At 69.2% G+C, this 17,570-nt stretch carries 17 protein-coding genes; 13 read left to right on the top strand and 4 right to left on the bottom strand.

Going from position 1 to position 17,570, the window contains the following annotated elements; all coding sequences use genetic code 11:
- Positions 1 to 7: 7 nt before the first annotated feature.
- On the bottom strand, positions 8 to 436 hold the full coding sequence (locus KL771_RS12475; protein ID WP_261968877.1) for a GtrA family protein: 429 nt from the start codon (positions 434 to 436) through the stop codon (positions 8 to 10).
- A 218-nt stretch (positions 437 to 654) separates the two neighbouring features.
- Here KL771_RS12475 and KL771_RS12470 point away from each other — a divergent pair, with 218 nt between their 5' ends.
- The gene (locus KL771_RS12470) at positions 655 to 1,275 is read left to right on the top strand and encodes a transglutaminase-like cysteine peptidase (protein WP_261968876.1); all 621 of its coding nucleotides are present in this window, start codon (positions 655 to 657) and stop codon (positions 1,273 to 1,275) included.
- A gap of 146 nt (positions 1,276 to 1,421) precedes the next feature.
- Entirely contained in the window at positions 1,422 to 1,922 is a 501-nt protein-coding gene (locus KL771_RS12465) for a hypothetical protein (RefSeq protein WP_261968875.1), read from the top strand.
- A gap of 67 nt (positions 1,923 to 1,989) precedes the next feature.
- Here KL771_RS12465 and KL771_RS12460 read toward each other — a convergent pair whose 3' ends face one another.
- Both KL771_RS12460 and KL771_RS12455 read right to left on the bottom strand, forming a co-directional pair.
- Positions 1,990 to 4,086 (bottom strand): VIT domain-containing protein, encoded by a 2,097-nt coding sequence (locus KL771_RS12460; RefSeq protein ID WP_261968874.1) that lies wholly within the window; start codon positions 4,084 to 4,086, stop codon positions 1,990 to 1,992.
- On the bottom strand, positions 4,076 to 4,615 hold the full coding sequence (locus KL771_RS12455) for a helix-turn-helix domain-containing protein (protein WP_261968873.1): 540 nt from the start codon (positions 4,613 to 4,615) through the stop codon (positions 4,076 to 4,078). Before KL771_RS12455 ends, KL771_RS12460 begins: the two co-directional genes overlap by 11 nt.
- Here KL771_RS12455 and KL771_RS12450 point away from each other — a divergent pair.
- The 5 genes from KL771_RS12450 (at position 4,602) to atzF (ending at position 10,072) form a co-directional block, all read left to right on the top strand.
- Positions 4,602 to 5,306, top strand: a complete 705-nt coding sequence (locus KL771_RS12450; protein ID WP_261968872.1) for an SDR family oxidoreductase — start codon at positions 4,602 to 4,604, stop codon at positions 5,304 to 5,306. The two genes, KL771_RS12455 and KL771_RS12450, sit on opposite strands and share 14 nt — an antisense overlap.
- Positions 5,307 to 5,543: 237 nt before the next feature.
- Positions 5,544 to 6,056 carry a GAF domain-containing protein gene (locus tag KL771_RS12445; RefSeq protein ID WP_261968871.1) on the top strand — a complete coding sequence of 171 codons (513 nt, stop codon included), beginning with the start codon at positions 5,544 to 5,546 and terminating at the stop codon, positions 6,054 to 6,056.
- 445 nt (positions 6,057 to 6,501) lie between these two features.
- The gene (locus KL771_RS12440; protein WP_261968870.1) at positions 6,502 to 7,632 is read left to right on the top strand and encodes a hypothetical protein; all 1,131 of its coding nucleotides are present in this window, start codon (positions 6,502 to 6,504) and stop codon (positions 7,630 to 7,632) included.
- Positions 7,629 to 7,961, top strand: coding sequence for a DUF1636 domain-containing protein (locus KL771_RS12435; protein WP_261968869.1), 333 nt, complete (start codon positions 7,629 to 7,631; stop codon positions 7,959 to 7,961). The genes KL771_RS12440 and KL771_RS12435 overlap by 4 nt, the downstream gene beginning before the upstream one ends.
- 299 nt (positions 7,962 to 8,260) lie before the next feature.
- Positions 8,261 to 10,072 carry an allophanate hydrolase gene (atzF, locus tag KL771_RS12430; protein WP_261968868.1) on the top strand — a complete coding sequence of 604 codons (1,812 nt, stop codon included), beginning with the start codon at positions 8,261 to 8,263 and terminating at the stop codon, positions 10,070 to 10,072.
- Positions 10,073 to 10,177: 105 nt separating this feature from the next.
- On the opposite strand, the gene KL771_RS12425 is transcribed toward atzF, so the two are convergent.
- Positions 10,178 to 10,906 carry a GntR family transcriptional regulator gene (locus tag KL771_RS12425; RefSeq protein WP_261968867.1) on the bottom strand — a complete coding sequence of 243 codons (729 nt, stop codon included), beginning with the start codon at positions 10,904 to 10,906 and terminating at the stop codon, positions 10,178 to 10,180.
- Positions 10,907 to 11,147: 241 nt separating this feature from the next.
- On the opposite strand from KL771_RS12425, the gene KL771_RS12420 reads away from it, so the two are divergent.
- The 6 genes from KL771_RS12420 to biuH all read left to right on the top strand — a co-directional run bounded on the left by KL771_RS12420 (position 11,148) and on the right by biuH (position 17,558).
- Positions 11,148 to 12,098, top strand: coding sequence for an isopenicillin N synthase family dioxygenase (locus KL771_RS12420; RefSeq protein WP_261968866.1), 951 nt, complete (start codon positions 11,148 to 11,150; stop codon positions 12,096 to 12,098).
- 279 nt (positions 12,099 to 12,377) lie between these two features.
- Positions 12,378 to 13,499 carry a BMP family ABC transporter substrate-binding protein gene (locus KL771_RS12415; protein ID WP_261968865.1) on the top strand — a complete coding sequence of 374 codons (1,122 nt, stop codon included), beginning with the start codon at positions 12,378 to 12,380 and terminating at the stop codon, positions 13,497 to 13,499.
- Positions 13,500 to 13,741: 242 nt separating this feature from the next.
- Complete coding sequence (locus KL771_RS12410) at positions 13,742 to 14,851, top strand: ABC transporter permease (protein ID WP_390866635.1); 1,110 nt, start codon at positions 13,742 to 13,744, stop codon at positions 14,849 to 14,851.
- On the top strand, positions 14,848 to 15,765 hold the full coding sequence (locus KL771_RS12405) for an ABC transporter permease (protein WP_261968864.1): 918 nt from the start codon (positions 14,848 to 14,850) through the stop codon (positions 15,763 to 15,765). The genes KL771_RS12410 and KL771_RS12405 overlap by 4 nt, the downstream gene beginning before the upstream one ends.
- 25 nt (positions 15,766 to 15,790) lie before the next feature.
- The gene (locus KL771_RS12400; RefSeq protein ID WP_261968863.1) at positions 15,791 to 16,810 is read left to right on the top strand and encodes a formamidase; all 1,020 of its coding nucleotides are present in this window, start codon (positions 15,791 to 15,793) and stop codon (positions 16,808 to 16,810) included.
- A gap of 25 nt (positions 16,811 to 16,835) precedes the next feature.
- Positions 16,836 to 17,558, top strand: coding sequence for a biuret amidohydrolase (gene biuH, locus KL771_RS12395; protein ID WP_261968862.1), 723 nt, complete (start codon positions 16,836 to 16,838; stop codon positions 17,556 to 17,558).
- Positions 17,559 to 17,570 lie beyond the last annotated feature (12 nt).

The raw sequence follows: 17,570 nt of genomic DNA, 5'->3' as shown, positions 1-17,570 counted from the left end.
GGGGCCTTCAGCCGGCATGGGCCGGGACGTGGCGCGCGCCGGTGAAGACGAAGCGGCGGTCGAGATTGTACTTGACCACATATCCGATCGCGAGGCCGAGCACGCCGCCGGCCTCGCGCATGGCATCCGACTGCCAGGCGAGCCAGAAGGCCGTCTCCAGGCCCCAGAAGATCGCCGTCGTGGCCAGCCCCATCACCGTATAGAGCGTGAACTGGCGCGAATGCGCCGCGAGGCCGCGGTCCCGGTCGAAGAAGATCCAGTGCTTGTCGAGCCAGTATTTCGTCACCAGCCCGGTGCCGGTGCCGGCGATCAGGGCGGCGGCGAACAGCGCCGGCCCGGTGCCGAAGGCCAGGATGCCGCGCTGGGTGGCAAGGTTGACCAGAGTGGCGAGCACCGCAAAGGCGGTGTAGCGCAGCACCAGGCGACTGAACGACACGGACGATGCTCCCGACTTCCGGCTATCCCGGCCGCGGCCTGTGCTTCGGCCTCAGTCCAGCACGAGAAGGTAAAGATCGGATCAGCAAGACCGGTCCGCGTCGCCCCGATCATGGTTACGGTATCGTATATTCGGGCGCTCGAATTAACCCTGCAGTTCTAGCGTGATATTGAATTGTCTTGCGTATAACGACCCCCACGAAATGGGGACTTGCGCTCATGATGCGTCGTTTTCTGGTTTGCTCTCTCACTGTCGCCGCCGTCGCTACCGCCGCCGTCACGCTGTCAAGCCTGCCGGCGCATGCCATCAGCCTCGGCGGTTCGGCCACCCAGTTCAAAAAGGCGCGGCACAGCTTCATCCAGGAAGGCAGCTACGCGGTCGCCCCGATGGGCCATGTCATGTTCTGCCTGAACAGCCCGTCGGAATGCCGCAAGCCGAGCCTGATCCGCGTCACCCGGATCGGCCTGACCGACCAGCGCCGGGCCGTGCTGGAAGGCGTCAACCGGGCCGTCAACCGGGAGATCCTGCCGGTCAACGACCGGTCCGGTCCGGGCATCGTCGACCAGTGGTCGCTTGCCCCGACCAGCGGCGATTGCGAGGATTTCGCCATCACCAAGCGGCACCGGCTGATCCAGGCCGGATGGCCGGCCTCGGCGCTTCGTCTGGCGGTCGGACGCGTACCGAACGGCGAGGGCCATGCGGTGCTGGTCGTGAAGACCCGCGACGGCGATCTCGTGCTCGACAACCGGTCCGACGCGATCCGGCCCTGGCGGGCGACCGACATCCGGTGGGTGTCGATCCAGGCCGCCGAGGACCCCCGTTTCTGGCGCAGTCTCTGAGCCTGACGGCGCCGACGCCGGGCCGTCACCGGCACGTCGAAAGGCAGACATGCCTGCGTCGTCCGGCGGTGATAGGTCTATGCCGGTTCCGGCAGGACCGGCCGCGGCGTTGAGGTTGCGGCGGCCGGCCGTCGCTTGGAGGCTGCATGTCGTCGCCCGGCCGCCCCTCGCATTTCGATATCGCGACCGGTCGGGATCTGACCGGGCCGGAGGCCGGACCGCAGGCGGAGGCGCTCGTCGCCCGTCTGGCGATGGCGGCCGAGATCTATCCGCAGTGGCGAATCGATAGCGGGCCGGCGGCGGGGCGCATCGTCGAGGTCAGCCTCCGGGACCCGCTCGCCAGCGACCAGGTCCGCATCATCCTCGGGTCGGACGGAGCCGTGATCACCGTCAGCGTGACGGCCGAGCCGTCCGGCTGGGTGCGGCTGGCGGTCGAGCGGGACGGGGTCGAGATCGCCCGGGCTCATGCCGACCGGCCCTATGAGGAGATCGAATTGCTCCCGCCCGACCTCGAGGATGCGGCCGATCCGCCGGGCCGGATCGGCAAGCGGATCGACTGGATCATGCTGTCCGCGGCGGCCTGGCCGATCCTCGGCGCCCTTGCCGGGCCGGACGGCTTCGTCGTGGCGGCGGTCGTCGAGGCCTGAGCGGGGCGGGGCGAACCCGTGCGCTGCCGGCGGCGCCCATCTGGGCCCCGCCGGCAGCGCGCCCGTGTCAGGGAGCGATCGCCTGCCACAAGGCCGCGATCTCCGCCTTGACGCAGCCGGCGAGCCCGCGCCTGGCCAGGCGGCCGGCGTTGCGGTCACCCGGTCGGGCCAGTTCGGCGAGGAGGGCGGCCGCCACGATCTCCACCCGCCGGCCGAGCCGGGCCGCCAGCGCGACCACGGCCGGATGCCGGGCGAGCCGGTCGAGCGCGGCGGCCTGTTCGGGTGTCAGGCGCCCGGGCAGGTCCGCGAGATCGGTGATGTCGTGCCAGGGGATCGACGCGGCGATGGTCTTCAGGTCGCCATCGCCCCGGCGCCGGAACAGGCGGCGCAGCAGAGATGGCGCCCGCGCGGCCGCGTCGGGTTCGGCCGGGTCGACCGCCCCGCCGGAGGGGGCGCTGGCCGGCGCGTCGTGATCGGGGAGCATGACCTTGGTCGGTGCCGTCCGGCTGCGGGCCGGCGAACCCGGCGTGGCCATCGACGGGCTGAAGGTGCGAAACATCGCAACGTCCATCGCAACGGCCATCTCGAAGTCCATCGTCGGCAGCGCGACCTTGCGGGTGGCCGGCAGCTCCTCGCTGACGGCGCCGGCCTCGTCGACCATGACCAGGCTGGTCAGATGCGTGACCAGCCGATGGCGGAGCGCGAGTTCGGTCGCAGCCGCGGCGTCGAGGCGGGGCAGGATCAGGCCGGCCGCGAAGGCTGCGACCGCCTCGTCCTCCGCACCGGCCTCGGGGCCGGGATGGAAATCGACCGTGATGGTGAGGCCGGACCGGGTCAGGGCGAGCCCGTCGCGTAGCGGGTCGCCGCCGGAGGCCGGCGGGGCGATCGGCTGGCGCGCCGAGGCGACGGCAGCGGCGAGCAGACGGCCGGTATCGGCAGCCGCCCCGACGAAGAGATCGCCGCCCGAGAGCGCGGCCAGATGGCCAACATTGGCCTCGAGACTGTCCTCGCCGATCAGCACCACGGTGAAGCGCCGGCCGGTCTGGGCGAGGGCCTGCACGTCGAGCGCATAGCTCTTGCCGTCGGTGACGATGACCACGGTCCGGCTTTCCGGCCGGTCCGCCACCGCGGCCAGCGCGCCGCCGATCTCGGTGCCGCCATGCGGCCCGGTCAGGCCGCGCAGCGCCGTCTCCAGGCTTGTGGCATCGGTGACGGCGCCGACGAAGTCGTGCCGCTCGTCGAAGCGCCAGAGCCGCAGCCTGTCGCCCGGCCGGAGCCGGCCGACGGCGTCCCTGAGACCGGCGACGGCGGTCTCGTGCTTGGTGCGCCCGCCGGGATCGCGCTCGCCCATGGAGCCGGATTCGTCGAGGAGCAGGTCGCAGTCGAGCCGGTTCTCGGCGATGGGGGCAGGGGCGAGCGTCAGCCGCAGACCGCGGCCGTCGCCGAACGGTGCGGACAGGGCGGCCGGCCGCCAGCCTTCCAGGCGCAGGTCGATCGGCCGGCCGAGCGGGACCTCCAGGCCGTCCGCACCCGGGCGGAGGCCGTTGACCGTGAGGGCGCCGGTGTCGGCGGTCGCATAGATGCTCGCCCGTGCCGGCGCGCCGCCTCCGACCAAATCGTCGGAATCGGGCAGGGGCGAGCGGCCGTAGAGGTCGCCGACCGTGACCGGAATGCGCAGCACGGCGACCGACCCATCCGGCGTCAGCCGGTCGGTGGCCGGCCCGAGCGTGGTCAACGCCACGACCCAGCGGTCTTCGACCGCAACCTCGCCGCCGGGCGGGATGTTGGCGATCGACAGCATGTGGATGCCGCGCAGGACCTCCTCGTGCAGGACGGCGGTGCGGCCGCGGTCGATCGCCGTCTCGTAGACCTCGCGCGCCGCGCCGCGGGCCGCCGCCTGTGCGACCAGCCGGCGGCCGTCGATGGTGGCGGTCAGTCCGTAGAGCGTCGCCTGGACCGGCACCGGGAAGGTCAGGGTCGCCTCGATGCTGCCGGCTTCGGCGTTGCGGAAGACGCGGCGCGTGGCGATCTCGGCGAGGGCGCCGCGGATTCGGATGTCGTAGCGGGTCGAAATCAGCGGCACCGGCGTGTCGCTGCCGCGAATGTGGGCGCCGGCTTTCCAGCGGCCGAGCGGATCGGGGCTTGCGAGGATATCAGTCGTCATCGCGGCGGTCCTTTTCGACGATCGTCCGCACCACCTCGGCCAGGCGAGCCACCAGCCCTTCGGCCGGTTCGCCGCTGCCGATCAGGCGGGGTTCCACCATGAGGGTCAGCCCCGGCGCGACCGGAAACGGAACCGCGCCCCCCTCGTTCAGAAGCACCTTGATGGCCGCGGGCGGCAGGCCCCTGGCGCGCAATTCGCCATAGCGTCGGATCGCCGCGACATGGTCGTCGCCGTAGTCCGCCCGTGCCCGTCCGCCGCGCGGCGCCGGCACGAAGCCTTCGGCGATCATGTAGCGGATCTGGCGTTCGGCGACCCCGGTCAGGGCGGCGAGCTCGCGGATGTTCACGTCGGTGCTCCTATCGACATGACATTTGTCGAAAGGGTCGCCGCTGTCAATTGCTTTCGACAAGGATATTGTCGAATAGATGTCGCCGATCGCGCGCACCTTGCCAGCGCGGCGGATTCCTGATCGATGGAGGCAGGGCCGAACGGCTTCGATCGAGGGGGAACGCACGATGACGACCGGCAAGGTGGCGCTGATCACGGCGGGCGGCAGCGGCATGGGCGCGGCGGCGGCCCGGCGGCTGGCGGCGGACGGCTACCGGGTCGCGATCCTGTCGTCGTCCGGCAAGGGCGAGGCTCTGGCCGCCGAACTCGGCGGCATCGGCGTGACCGGTTCGAACCAGTCGAACGACGACCTGAAGCGGCTGGTCGACGCCGCCATGGCCGCGTGGGGCCGCATCGACGCGCTCGTCAACAGTGCCGGCCACGGGCCGCGCGGGCCGGTGCTGGAGATCAGCGACGCCGACTGGCATCGCGGCATGGACGTCTATCTGATGAACGTCATCCGCCCGGTCCGGCTGGTGATTCCGATCATGCAGGCGCAGAAGGGCGGCGCCATCGTCAACATCTCGACCGCCTGGGCGTTCGAACCGTCGCCGATGTTCCCCACCTCGGCGGTGTTCCGCGCCGGCCTCGCCGCCTACACCAAGCTGGTCGCCGACAGCTATGCGGCCGACAACATCCGCATCAACAACGTCCTGCCCGGCTGGATCGACAGCCTGCCGGCAACCGAGGAACGCCGCGCCGCCGTGCCGATGCGGCGCTACGGCACCAGCGACGAGATCGCCGCCACGGTGGCGTTCCTGCTGTCCGACGGCGGCGGCTACATCACCGGTCAAAATCTGAAGGTCGACGGCGGGCTGATGCGGTCGCTCTGACTCCGGAGGTTCAAGGTCGGCAATCAATGGTCGAAAATTCTTAATCTGCAAGCATTTGACGTCAAGTTGAATGTACGCGAACGATCGTCAAGTGCAACCTCCGGCAATCTATCGATTTCGCGTTTTGATTGCATCAATATTTTGCATGTGAATCTCAATACTTGAATCGATCGTCTTCTAAAACGATTTGTTAGTTCCTTCGGGCCAAGATGCTCCTCCAACTGGAGCTTTCCGACAGTGCATCCGGTCCCGATCAATGAAGCCGAGCGTTTGGAGATCGTCCGCGATCTCGGACTCGTTGCTCGCAACTCCGCACCGGCCCTGCAGGCTATCTGCAGACGGGCGTTGAGAGATTTCAAGGTTTCGACGGTCCTCATCACACTGGTCGAGGAGAACGAGGTCATCGGGCTCGCCACGGCCGGCCGCGACCTGCCGCTGCTGCCGCGCACACAGGCATTGTGCAGCCATGTGATCGTCGAGGAATCCGCCCTGGTCGTCGCCGACCTCCGATTGGATGCCCGATTTGCGGGCAACATCCTGACCTGCCGGTATGGCCTGCGCTCGATCGCCGCCGCGCCGATCCGCCACAACGGCCAGCATCCGATCGGCGCCCTCTGCCTGCTCGACACCGTGCCGCGCGATTTCTCTGCGCGCGAGATTTCCTACCTGCAGCGCCTCGCCGAGCGCGCCGCCACGGAAATTTGGTTCTGCGATGCCGTGAACCGCCCGAATCGCGTCCTGATCGACTAGCGCCAGATCCGATCGGAGCCCCCCGGGCGGATCGGATAAATCCCTCGAAGCAGAGAGAGGCAGGCTACGCCCGGTCTCTTCAGGGCGGACGATGTGCCGGCGGTTCGATCGGTTCGGAAGCCTCTCCTGCATCCCGCGAACCGGAGCAGGCTGCCCTTCGACGGTAGCGGCCGGGTCGCACGGCGTGGGCTGCGGGTCCGACCGCCGGCGTGGGGGCCGTCGCATGGCGTCGATACCGGCCGGGCGCCATCGGCGCTGCGCCCGCGCGCCGCGGGTGCCCGCGCTCCCCGGGCGTCGGTCGGCGGCCCAGCCCGGGATGGGCCGGTGACAGGCTCGACAAAGGCCGCCACGTCGCCGCAATCTCTTCCCATATCATGGGCCGGATCGGCTTCGGACTCCCGCCCGTCGGCGGCGGCCGGTCGGCGAAAGGGTACGGCGGCACGGCATGGGTTGGGCGGTTCTGCACCGGGTCCGGAGGCTCTGGACCGTCCTCGTCATGGTTTCGGTGCTGGCGGGGCTGTGGCAGGCCGGGCGCGTGGTGCTGCCGGCCGCCCATACCGCCTGGACCTGGTGGGCCGCCTCCGAGGATCCCGCCGCGCTCGCGCGTCTCGAACTGGCCGAACGGGTCAGCGAGGCGCGGATCGGTGAGGAGATCGATGCGGCCGTGGCGCAGCGCGATCTCGACCTTGCGCAGAGTTTCCTGGCCCTGGCCGAGGCCGAACGCGTGCCGGTCGCCCCGGCGCGCAAGGCCGCCGTCAAGGCGCTCGAGGACGGGCAGACCTGGGAAAGCACCAAGGCTTTCGCGCGTGGCGCCTTCATCGGCGACGGCGAGGGGCTGTCCGGCATGGCAGGGGCCTTCACGGCGGATGTGGTCGGCATCGGCGACGTGCGCGATCTCATTCGCGAAGGCTGGCATGCTGCCCGCGGCGAGGCCGTCGACGAGATTCTGGTCGGACTGTCGGCCGTCGGCCTCGCCGTCACCGGCGCCACCTGGGCCATGGCCGGCACGCCGGCACCGGTCCGGGCCGGGCTGACCCTCGTCAAGACGGCCCGCAAGGCCGGCCGGCTGTCCGCGCCGCTCGCCGCATCGGTCGGCGGGCTCCTGCGCACTGCGGTCGACATGCCGGGGCTGAAGCGGGCCCTGGCCTCGGTCGGCAAGTTCGAACTGTCCGAGGCACGCTCCGCCGCCCTCGCCGCGGTGCGCACCGAGCGGCTCGCGCCGCTGGCCGCCATGGGCGAGGATGCCGCCAAGCTCTATCGACGCGCCGGCTACCGCGCCGTCGACGACGTGCTCGCCTCGGCGCGGTCCGGCCCCGAGATCGCGCGCTTCGCCCGCCTGTCCGAGGTCTACGGGACGGGGACCCGGGCGGTCATGAAACTGTGCGGGCGTGGCGCGATTCTGCTCTCCAAGAGCCTCGCCCACATCTTCGGTTGGCTGTTCGCCGCACTCGGCTGGGTCTGGTCGGTGGCCAGTGCGGCGGCGGCCTTCGGGCGCTGGCTGGCGCGGGTGACGCCGCCGCGCCGCCGCCGGCGCCTGCCGGTCGGAGCCTCCGGTCCCGAGCCGGCCGTTCCATGACGGCGCGCCTGATCGTCTGCGTCACCTGCGACCGCACCGCCGATCCCGTTCCGTCGACGACGCGGGGTGCGGCGCTTGCCGATGCGGTGGTGGTCCGCGCCGCGGATCGGGGCGAAGACCTGTCGGTCACCCGCGTCGATTGTCTCGACGGCTGCCCGCGGCCCTGCAACGCGGCCCTCAAGGCACGCGGCAAGCCGTTGCGGCGCTTCACCAATCTGTCTCCCGCGATGGCCGATGCCCTGATCGATGCCGCACGCGCCTATGCGGCCGATCGCGACGGTCACTTGCCGCCGGACCTGGTCGCGCGGCTCGGTCCGCATGCCCGCTGACGGGCGTCCCGATCGAACCACTAGAGCATTTCCGGATCGGATGGAATCATCCGATCCATAAGGAAATGCTCCAGCATCAACACCTTGAGCCAGTCCTTTTCGTCTGGATCGCTTCGATCCAGACGGGACAGGCTCTAGGGAATCTGGGCAAAGTGGCTCGCGCGGCCACCGGAGGAATTGTATACGAGTGACAGGCCATGGCATGCGGATTGCTAAACCGCAGAGCCCGCGCCGATCGGATCGGCGCGGCCGAGGCGCGGTTCCGTCCCCAAGGGACGCCGCACAGGGAGACAGAATGAATGCCGAAGGCCGTGCCTGCCAGTTTCGATATCGCGTCGCTCGCGACGGCCTATTCGGAAGGGCTTGACCCGAAGGATCTGCTGGCCGCCGTCGAGGCGCGGATCGCCACCCATGCTGATCCGGCCCTGTTCCTGGCGCGGCCGACCGGCGCCGCGCTGACGGCCCGGGCGGCGGCTCTGGCCGCGCTTCCGGCCGACGCGCGGGCCGGGCTGCCGCTCTTCGGCATCCCCTTCGTGGTCAAGGACAATATCGATGTCGCCGGGCTGCCGACCACGGCCGCCTGTCCGGACTTCGCCTATGTCCCGGAGGCCTCGGCGACGGTGGTCGCCCGGCTGGAAGCGGCCGGCGCGATCATGCTCGGCAAGGTCAATCTCGACCAGTTCGCGACCGGCCTCGTCGGCGTCCGCTCGCCCTATGGCGTGCCGCGCAACGCCTTCGATCCGGTCCTCATCCCGGGCGGCTCCTCGTCCGGTTCGGCGACGGCGGTCTCCGCCGGCATCGCATCCTTTTCGCTCGGCACCGACACGGCCGGGTCCGGCCGCGTGCCGGCCGGCCTCAACAATCTGGTCGGCCTGAAGCCGACGCCCGGTCTGACCTCGACCCAGGGCGTCGTGCCGGCCTGCCGGTCGCTCGATTGCGTCTCGATCTTCGGCCTGACCGTCGACGATGCCTGGGCGGTCCTGACGGTGATGGGCGGCTATGATCCGGCCGATGCCTTCTCGCGACCGATCCCGATCGGAACGCCGGGAGCGACGCCGGCGCGGGTGCGGATCGGCATGCCCGGGCCGGCGCATCGCCACTTCTTCGGCGACACGGCCGGGGAGGCGGCCTTCGTGGCGGCGCTCGACGGGCTGGCGGCGCGGGGATGGGATCTGATCGAGGTCGATTTCGAGCCGTTCCTGGCCGCCGCGCGCCTGCTCTACGAGGGGCCGTGGGTGGCCGAGCGCTACGCGGCGATCGAGGCCTTCATCACCGCGAAGCCGGACGCGCTGCACCCGGTCACCCGGGCGATCATCGAGCCGGCCTGCGGGCGCAGCGCCGTCGAGGCCTTCAAGGCCTCCTATCGCCTCGCCGACCTGCGCCGTCAGAGCGAAGCCGTCTGGGGCCGCGTCGACGCGCTCGTCATGCCGACCGTCACCCGCGCCTGGACGGTCGCGGAAGTGACCGCCGATCCGATCGCGACCAATTCGGCGCTCGGCACCTATACCAATTTCGTCAACCTGTTCGGCCTCTCGGCCTTGGCCGTGCCCGAGCGGTTGCGTTCGGACGGGCGTCCGTCCGGCCTGACCTTCGTGGCACCGGGCGGGCGCGACGCCTGGCTCGCCTCGATCGGACGGCGGGTCGAGGGCGAGAGCGGTCTGCCGCTCGGCGCGACCGGCCTGCCGAGGCCCGTCCCGGCGCCGCTTGCTCCGATGGCGCCGGACGGCACGGTACCGCTTCTGGTGGTCGGGGCGCACATGTCCGGCCTGCCGCTCAACGGCGAACTCGTCAGCCGCGGCGGCAGCTTCGTCGCCGCGGTGCGCACCGAGCGCTCGTACCGGCTGCACGCGCTGGCCGGCGGACCGCCGGAACGTCCGGGGCTGGTCAGGGTGGGCGACGGTGCGGGTTTCGCCATTCCGGGCGAGGTCTGGGCCCTGCCGCCGGAAGGGCTCGGCTCGCTCCTGCCGCTGATCCCCGAGCCGCTGTGCATCGGCACCGTCCGGCTCGAGGACGGCGCGACCGTGAAGGGCTTCCTGTGCGAGCGCGAGGGGCTGGAGGGCGCTCTCGACATTTCGGGCATTGGGGGCTGGCGCGCCCATCTGGCGCGCTGACCGGCGGTTCCGGCGCGGGGCGGACGAGACATGGAAGTCCCGGGCTGGATCGCCCGGGACTCGGCCCGGCCGGTTCAGCCCGGCCTTGAGGTCGGAGGCCTTCGGTCAGAGGCCGTCGTGGAAGACGAGGAAGGAATCGCGCACCGTCTCGAGATGGCTGCGCATCTCGCGCGCCGCCGCATCGCGGTCGCCTCTCAGGACCGCCTGCACGACGCGGTCGTGCTCCTCATGGCTGAGCTTCAGCCGGCCGAGACTGCGGAACTGGGCGCGGCGGAAGGCGGACACGCGCCGGCGCACCGACAGAAGGGTCTCGGCCAGGAAGGAATTGTGGCTGCCGGCATAGAGGCAGTCGTGAAACCGATCGTTGGCTTCGGCATAGGCCGCCAGATCGCCGGCGCGGACCAGATTCTCGGCGTCGTCGTGGATGTCGACCAGTTGCTGCCGTTCGGAGGGCGACATGGAACTTGCGCAGCCGGCCGCCGCGAGTGCCTCCAGTTCGGTCATGACGGAGAACATCTCGCGCAGCCGCTCCTCGGTGAGCGCTGTGACGACCGCTCCGCGATGGGCGCGATGCACCACCAGCCCGGCCGCGGCCAGTTCGCGCAGGGCTTCGCGGACCGGCGTCCGCGACACGCCGAATCGATTGGCGAGCGTCGTCTCGTCGAGCGCGGTGCCCGGTGCCAGTCGGCCGCAGACGATATCGTCGGCGAGCTCCGCACGCAGTCGTTCGGCGCGCGTCAGGCTCGAATCCACCGTTCGCGTCGGGGTGCCGGCCTCGATCACGCGGAGATTCGGTCTGCTCTTGCCTGAGATCGCCGTTATGGGCGCCTTCATCGACATTCTCCGATCACTTCCATCTATTGTTCGCCGCCCGAGCACACATCGAACGCGAGGATAGGACTATTTATCGCGTGGTAGCGAGTGGCAAGGCCGATGCCAACCCCAGGATTCCGACAATCTGCCACGATTCGAATGGTTCCAAGGCCTTGTCTGGTGAAAATATGTGCAGTCTATTTGCTGTGCGGATTGCCGGCCCAAGGCATCCGATGCCCGCAGTTCGAGGAGCACGACCCGCATGTCCGATCAGCTTCCCGTCATCGATCTCTCCGGCCGCGACCTGCCGCGCCTGGCGGCGCTGATCGGGGCGGCATGCCGTGAGATCGGCTTCTTCTATGTTATCGGCCATGGCGTCCCACAGGCTTTGATCGACGAAACCTTTGCGCGCGCCCGCTGGTTCTTTGCACTCGATCCGACCGAAAAGGCGCGCGTGGCGATCGAGCGGGTCGGCAACAACCGCGGCTATGCGGCCCTGAAGAGCGAGGCGCTCGATCCGGCCCGCCCCGCCGACCTGAAGGAGGCCTTCAACGTCGGTCTCGAACTTGCCGCAGATCACCCGGACCTGCAGGCCGGTGTTCCCTTTCGTGGTCTCAACGGCTGGCCGGCCAATCCGGCCTTCCGCGCAACCCTACTGGCCTATTTCGACGAAACCCAGGCGTTGGGCGCATGGCTGCATCGTGCCTTCGCCTGCGATCTCGGGCTCCCGCCGGATCATTTCGAATTCCTGATCGACCGGCCGATGTCGACCCTGCGCCTGCTGCACTATCCCCCGCAGCCGGTCGAGGCCGAGCCCGGGCAGATCGGCGCCGGCGAACATACCGACTACGGCAACATCACGCTTCTGATGACCGACGACGTCGGCGGCCTGCAGGTCCGGCGGCGGGACGGGGTCTGGATCGAGGCGCCGGTCGTTCCCGGCGCCTATGTGGTCAATATCGGCGACTGCCTGATGCGCTGGACCAACGACGTCTATGTCTCGACGCCGCATCGCGTGGTCAATGCGAGCGGGCGCGAGCGTTTCTCGATCGCCTATTTTCTCGATCCCAACCCGGATGCCCTCGTGGCCGCACTGCCCGGCACGGTCGCCCCCGGCGCGCAGCCGAACCATCCGCCGGTCGCGGCCGCCGACTATCTGGCAGGCCGTCTCGACGCAACCTACGCGCATCGCCGCGGCGGCACGGACGGGTGACGGGACCGTCGGACGAGAGGGGCTGAATTTGCCTAGTTTGAAGGCATAATGCCTGCAAACATCGCATGTGCATACAATCCCGTCCACATATCGCGAAGCGCCGGGGCGTGCCACGGCCCGGGGCGCGCGCGCGGGACGGCGGCGATCCGGACATTCCGTCGCCTCGTGTCGCAGATCCATCCGAAGGCGCGGGGTTGGCACGGGCATTGCGAGACCCATCCGCGGAACGGCGCGAGATTGCATGCAATCTGAGCGTGACCGGTCGAAGGGGAGCCTTTCATGTCGGACATTCTGATTTCCCGCCGCCGCCTTCTGAAGACGGCGGCTGCCGGTGCGGCGCTCGGCGTTGCGCCCGGACTCGGTGCGATCGGCCCTGCCGCGGCGGCGGGGCTCACCATGGGCATCATCTATGTCGGTCCGCGCGACGACTTCGGCTGGAATCAGGCCCATGCGGTGGCCGCCAAGGCCCTGAAGGCCGTGCCGGGCATCACGGTGGTCGAGGAGGAGAACGTCCCCGAGACCATCGCCGTGCAGAAAACGATGGAATCGATGATCAAGCTGGACGGTGCGAAGCTGATCTTCGCCACTTCTTTCGGCTATTTCGATCCGCACATGATCGAGATGGCGAAGAAGTTCCCGGATGTCGAGTTCCGCCATGCCATCGGCCTGTGGCAGGCCGACAAGCATCCGAAGAATGCCGGCTCCTACTACGCCTATCTGCACCAGGCGCATTATGTCGACGGCATCGCCGCGGGTCTCTCGACCAAGACCAACAAGCTCGGCTTCATCGCCGCCAAGCCGATCTCCTCGGTGCTGACCAACATCAACGCCTTCGCGCTCGGCGTGCGCAAGGTGAACCCGAACGCCACCATCCAGCTGATCTTCACCGGCGACTGGGCCCTGCCGGTCCGCGAGGCCGAGGCTGCCAACGCGCTGGCGGACGCCGGCTGCGATGTGCTGACCTGCCATGTCGACAGCCCGAAGGTGGTGATCGAGACCGCCGAGAAGCGCGGCATCAAGTGCTGCGGCCACAATGCCTCCCAGGCCTCGCTGGCGCCGAAGGGCTTCATCACCGGCGCCGAGTACAAGTGGGAGACGATCTACAAGAACTTCGCCGACCTTCTTGCTAAGGGCCAGAAGCTGCCGAACTTCGAGCGCGGCGGCTACGACAAGGGCTATGTCCAGAACACCGCCTTCGGCGCCGGCGCGACCGATGCGGCCAAGGCGGCGGCCACGGCGGCCATCGCGGATCTGAAGGCGAACAAGCCCTATGTCACCGGTCCGATCAAGGACAACAAGGGCAAGGAAGTGGTCGCCGCCGGCAAGACCATCGACAATTACGACAACTTCCTGGAAACGACGAACTATCTGGTCGAAGGCATCGTCGGCTCGCTGACCTGATTCGACCGCTGCGCGGCCGGGTGCGGCCGCCTCCGCGTCCCGGATCGGTTCATCCGGTCCGCCGGACGCGATGGGAAGGCCCGGCGCTTCGCGTCTCGAAGCGCCGGTGATTGCATCTTCGCGCCGCCCGCGCCGTCGGTCCGGACCATCCGGTCGGGTCGCGTGCGGCGCCAAGGCGGCGGCAATGCGGTTTCCGGAACGGTGCGTTTCGGGCCGGCATCCGCGGGAACGAGGGAGACCCCGTGACGGAAACCACCCAATCCTCCGGCCTCGCGGCGCCCTCCGCCATCGGCGAGTGGATCGGCGGCATGAGGCGTTCGGCCGAATTCATCGTCATCCCGCTGTTCGCGCTGATCGTCTCGGCAAGCCTGTTCTCGCTGTTCCTGCTGGCGCTCGGCAAATCGCCGCAGACCTTCTTCGAACTGCTCTGGCGCGGCGGCTTCGGCACGGAATTCTCGTGGCAGAACACGCTGGTGCGCACCGCGCCCTTGATCCTGACGGCGCTCTGCGTGGCCATTCCGGCCAGGCTGGGACTGGTCATCATCGGCGGGGAGGGGGCGCTGGTGCTGTCCGGCTTCACCGCGGCCGTGGTGGCTCTGCCGCTCCTGTCCTGGGCGCCGCCCTTCGTCGTCATGCCGGTCATGCTGCTGACCGCGGCCATCACCGGTGCGCTGTGGATCGGCGCGGTCGGCGCGCTGCGCCACTATCGCGGCATCAACGAGACGATCGCCTCGCTCCTGATGTTCTACATCGCCGTCTCGATCCTGAACTTCTTCGTCGAGGGCGTGCTGCGCGATCCGAGCGATCCCAACAAGCCGTCGACGGCGCCGATCGGCCCGGCCAACATGGTCGGCGAGATCCCCGGACTGCATGTCCACTGGGGCCTCGCCTTCGGGGTGGTGATCGCGATCGTGCTCGGCATCGTGATGTCGCGCACCACCTTCGGCTTCGCGGCCCGGGTCACCGGCGGCAATGTCCGCGCCGCCCGGGCGCAGGGCCTGCCGGTCGGCACCCTGATGGTCTCGGCGACCATGATCGCCGGGGCCTGCGCCGGTGTTGCCGGCTATTTCGAGGTTGCCGCCATCCTTGGCAAGGCCAACGGATCGCTGATCGCCGGCTACGGCTTCACCGGCATCCTGGTCTCGTTCCTCGCCCGCCACAATCCGATCGCCATCGTGCCGGTTGCGGTGCTGTTCGGCGGCCTGGCGGCGGCCGGCGGCCTGATCCAGCGGCGCATGGGCCTGCCGGATGCGACCGTGCAGGTGCTGCAGGGCCTGATCTTCGTGGTCCTGCTTGTCTCCGAGACGCTTTACGGACGGTTCCGTCTCTTCGATCCGGAGGCCCGCGGATGAACGACGCCCTCTCGACCGTGCTGCTCGCCGTCTTCGCCGGCGCGATCCGGGTCTCCACGCCCTTCCTGTTCGTCTCGCTCGGCGAATGCCTGACCGAGAAGTCCGGCCGCATCAATCTCGGCCTCGAAGGCATCCTGGTCTTCGGCGCGATGACCGGCTACGCCATCTCGTACCATTCCGGCAGCCCCTGGATCGGGGTGCTGGCGGCGGGCTGCGCCGGCTCCCTGTTCGGCGCCTTCCACGGCTGGGTCTGCAAGTTGCCGCGCGTCAACGACGTGGCCATCGGCATCGCCATGATGCTGTTCGGCACCGGCCTCGCCTTCTTCTTCGGCAAGCCCTACATCCAGCCGACCGCGCCGCGCCTGCCGGCGCTCGAACTCGGCTTCTGGTCGGACGTGCCGCAGGTGCGCGAGGCCTTGAAGATCAACCCGCTGTTCTTCGCCGGCCTCGCGGTGGCGGTCGTGCTGTGGTGGGCCTTCCGCAACACGCGCTGGGGCCTGATCGTGCGCATGACCGGCGACAGCTCGGCGACCGCGCGCGCCATGGGCTATTCGGTCGATCTCGTCCGCTTCCTGGCGACCACCGCCGGCGGCTTCCTGGCCGGCGTCGGCGGCGCCTTCCTGTCGCTCTACTATCCGGGCTCCTGGACCGAGGGCCTCTCCTCCGGCCAGGGCCTGATGGCGGTGGCGCTGGTCATCTTCGCGCGCTGGAACCCGCTCGCCTGCTTCGCCGCGGCGGTGCTGTTCGGCGGGGCGGGGGCGATCGGTCCGGCACTGCAATCGGTCGGCATCAGCCAGGGCTACCACTTCTTCAACGCCGCGCCCTACATCCTGACGCTGCTGATCATGATCCTGTCGATCTCGCCCAAGCGGTCGCTGCGCGGCGCGCCGGCCGAACTGTCGCTGATGAAATGATCGGCTCGAACGGCGGAGTGTTGCCATGAACGGTCTCGGCGGTCTCAACAAGTCGCCCAACGGCGTCGTCATCGGCCTCGTGCAGCTGCAGCTGCCCGTCGTCGCCACCAAGGCCGACCTCGCCGCGCAGACCGAGCGCATCGTCGCCATGGTGGGCAAGGCGCGGCGCAATCTGGCGACCATGGACCTCGTGGTCTTCCCCGAATATTCGCTGCACGGCCTGTCCATGGCGACCGACCCGGCGATCATGTGCTCGCTCGACGGCCCGGAGGTCGCCGCCTTCAAGGCCGCATGCCGCGACAATCGCATCTGGGGCTGCTTCTCGATCATGGAGGCGAACCCGGACGGCAACCCCTACAATTCCGGCCTGATCATCGACGATACCGGCACGCTCCGGCTCTACTACCGCAAGCTCCATCCCTGGATCCCGGTCGAGCCCTGGGAGCCGGGCGATCTCGGCATTCCGGTCATCGACGGACCCAAGGGCTGCAAGCTTGCCCTAATCATCTGCCATGACGGCATGTTCCCGGAAATGGCGCGCGAATGCGCCTACAAGGGCGCCGAGATCATGCTCCGGACGGCCGGCTACACCGCGCCGATCCGGGAATCCTGGCGTTTCACCAATCAGGCCAATGCCTTCCAGAACCTGATGGTGACCGCCAATGTCTGCATGTGCGGTTCCGACGGCAGCTTCGATTCCATGGGCGAGGGCATGATCGTCGACTTCGACGGCACGATCATCGCCCACGGCACCACCGGCCGCGCCGACGAGATCATCACCGCTGAAGTCCGGCCGGATCTGGTGCGCGAGGCCCGCATCCACTGGGGCGTGGAGAACAACATCTACCAGCTCGGCCACCGCGGCTATGTCGCCGTCGCCGGCGGTGCGGGCGACTGCCCCTACACCTTCATGCAGGACATGGTGGCCGGCCGCTACCGGCTGCCATGGGAGGACGCCGTCGTGCACAAGGACGGCACGTCCTGCGGCTTCCCCGCGCCGACCCGGCGCTACGGCGGCAAGCCCGTCGCCGAAGCTGCCGAGTGACCCCTCGCGAACCGGAGGCCCGCCCATGACCCTCACCGACGAGCGCGTCGCCGCCGCTTACCTGCCGGGCGGCCGGACCGTCGCGTCCGAGCCCTATCCTTGGCCCTACGACGGGGATCTCAGGCCCGACAACACCGCCCTGATCGTCATCGACATGCAGACCGACTTCTGCGGCGTCGGCGGCTACGTCGACAGCATGGGCTACGACATCGCGCTGACGCGTGCGCCGATCGGCCCGATCTCCGGGCTGCTCGATGCGATGCGGGCGAAGGGCTACACGATCATCCATACCCGCGAGGGCCACCGCCCGGATCTCTCCGACCTGCCGGCCAACAAGCGCTGGCGCTCGCAGCGCATCGGCGCCGGCATCGGCGACCAGGGCCCGGCCGGCCGCATCCTGGTGCGCGGCGAGCCGGGCTGGGAGATCATCCCGGAACTGGCGCCGCTCCCCGGCGAGGTGATCATCGACAAGCCCGGCAAGGGCTCCTTCTGCGCCACCGATCTGGAAATGATCCTGCGCCTGAAGGGCCTGCGCAACATCGTGCTGACCGGCATCACCACCGATGTCTGCGTCCACACGACCATGCGCGAGGCCAACGACCGCGGCTTCGAATGCCTGATGCTGACCGACTGCTGCGCGGCGACCAAATACGACAACCACCTCGCCGCGATCGACATGATCAAGATGCAGGGCGGCGTGTTCGGGGCGGTCGCCGACAGCCAAGCCTTCCTGGAGGCGATCCGGTGAGACCCCTTCCGC

The sequence above is a fragment of the Prosthecodimorpha staleyi genome (assembly GCF_018729455.1).
In the GTDB taxonomy this organism is placed as follows: domain Bacteria; phylum Pseudomonadota; class Alphaproteobacteria; order Rhizobiales; family Ancalomicrobiaceae; genus Prosthecodimorpha; species Prosthecodimorpha staleyi.
Note: the sequence above shows the minus strand (reverse complement) of the source record. Positions and strands in the feature narration are given on the sequence as shown.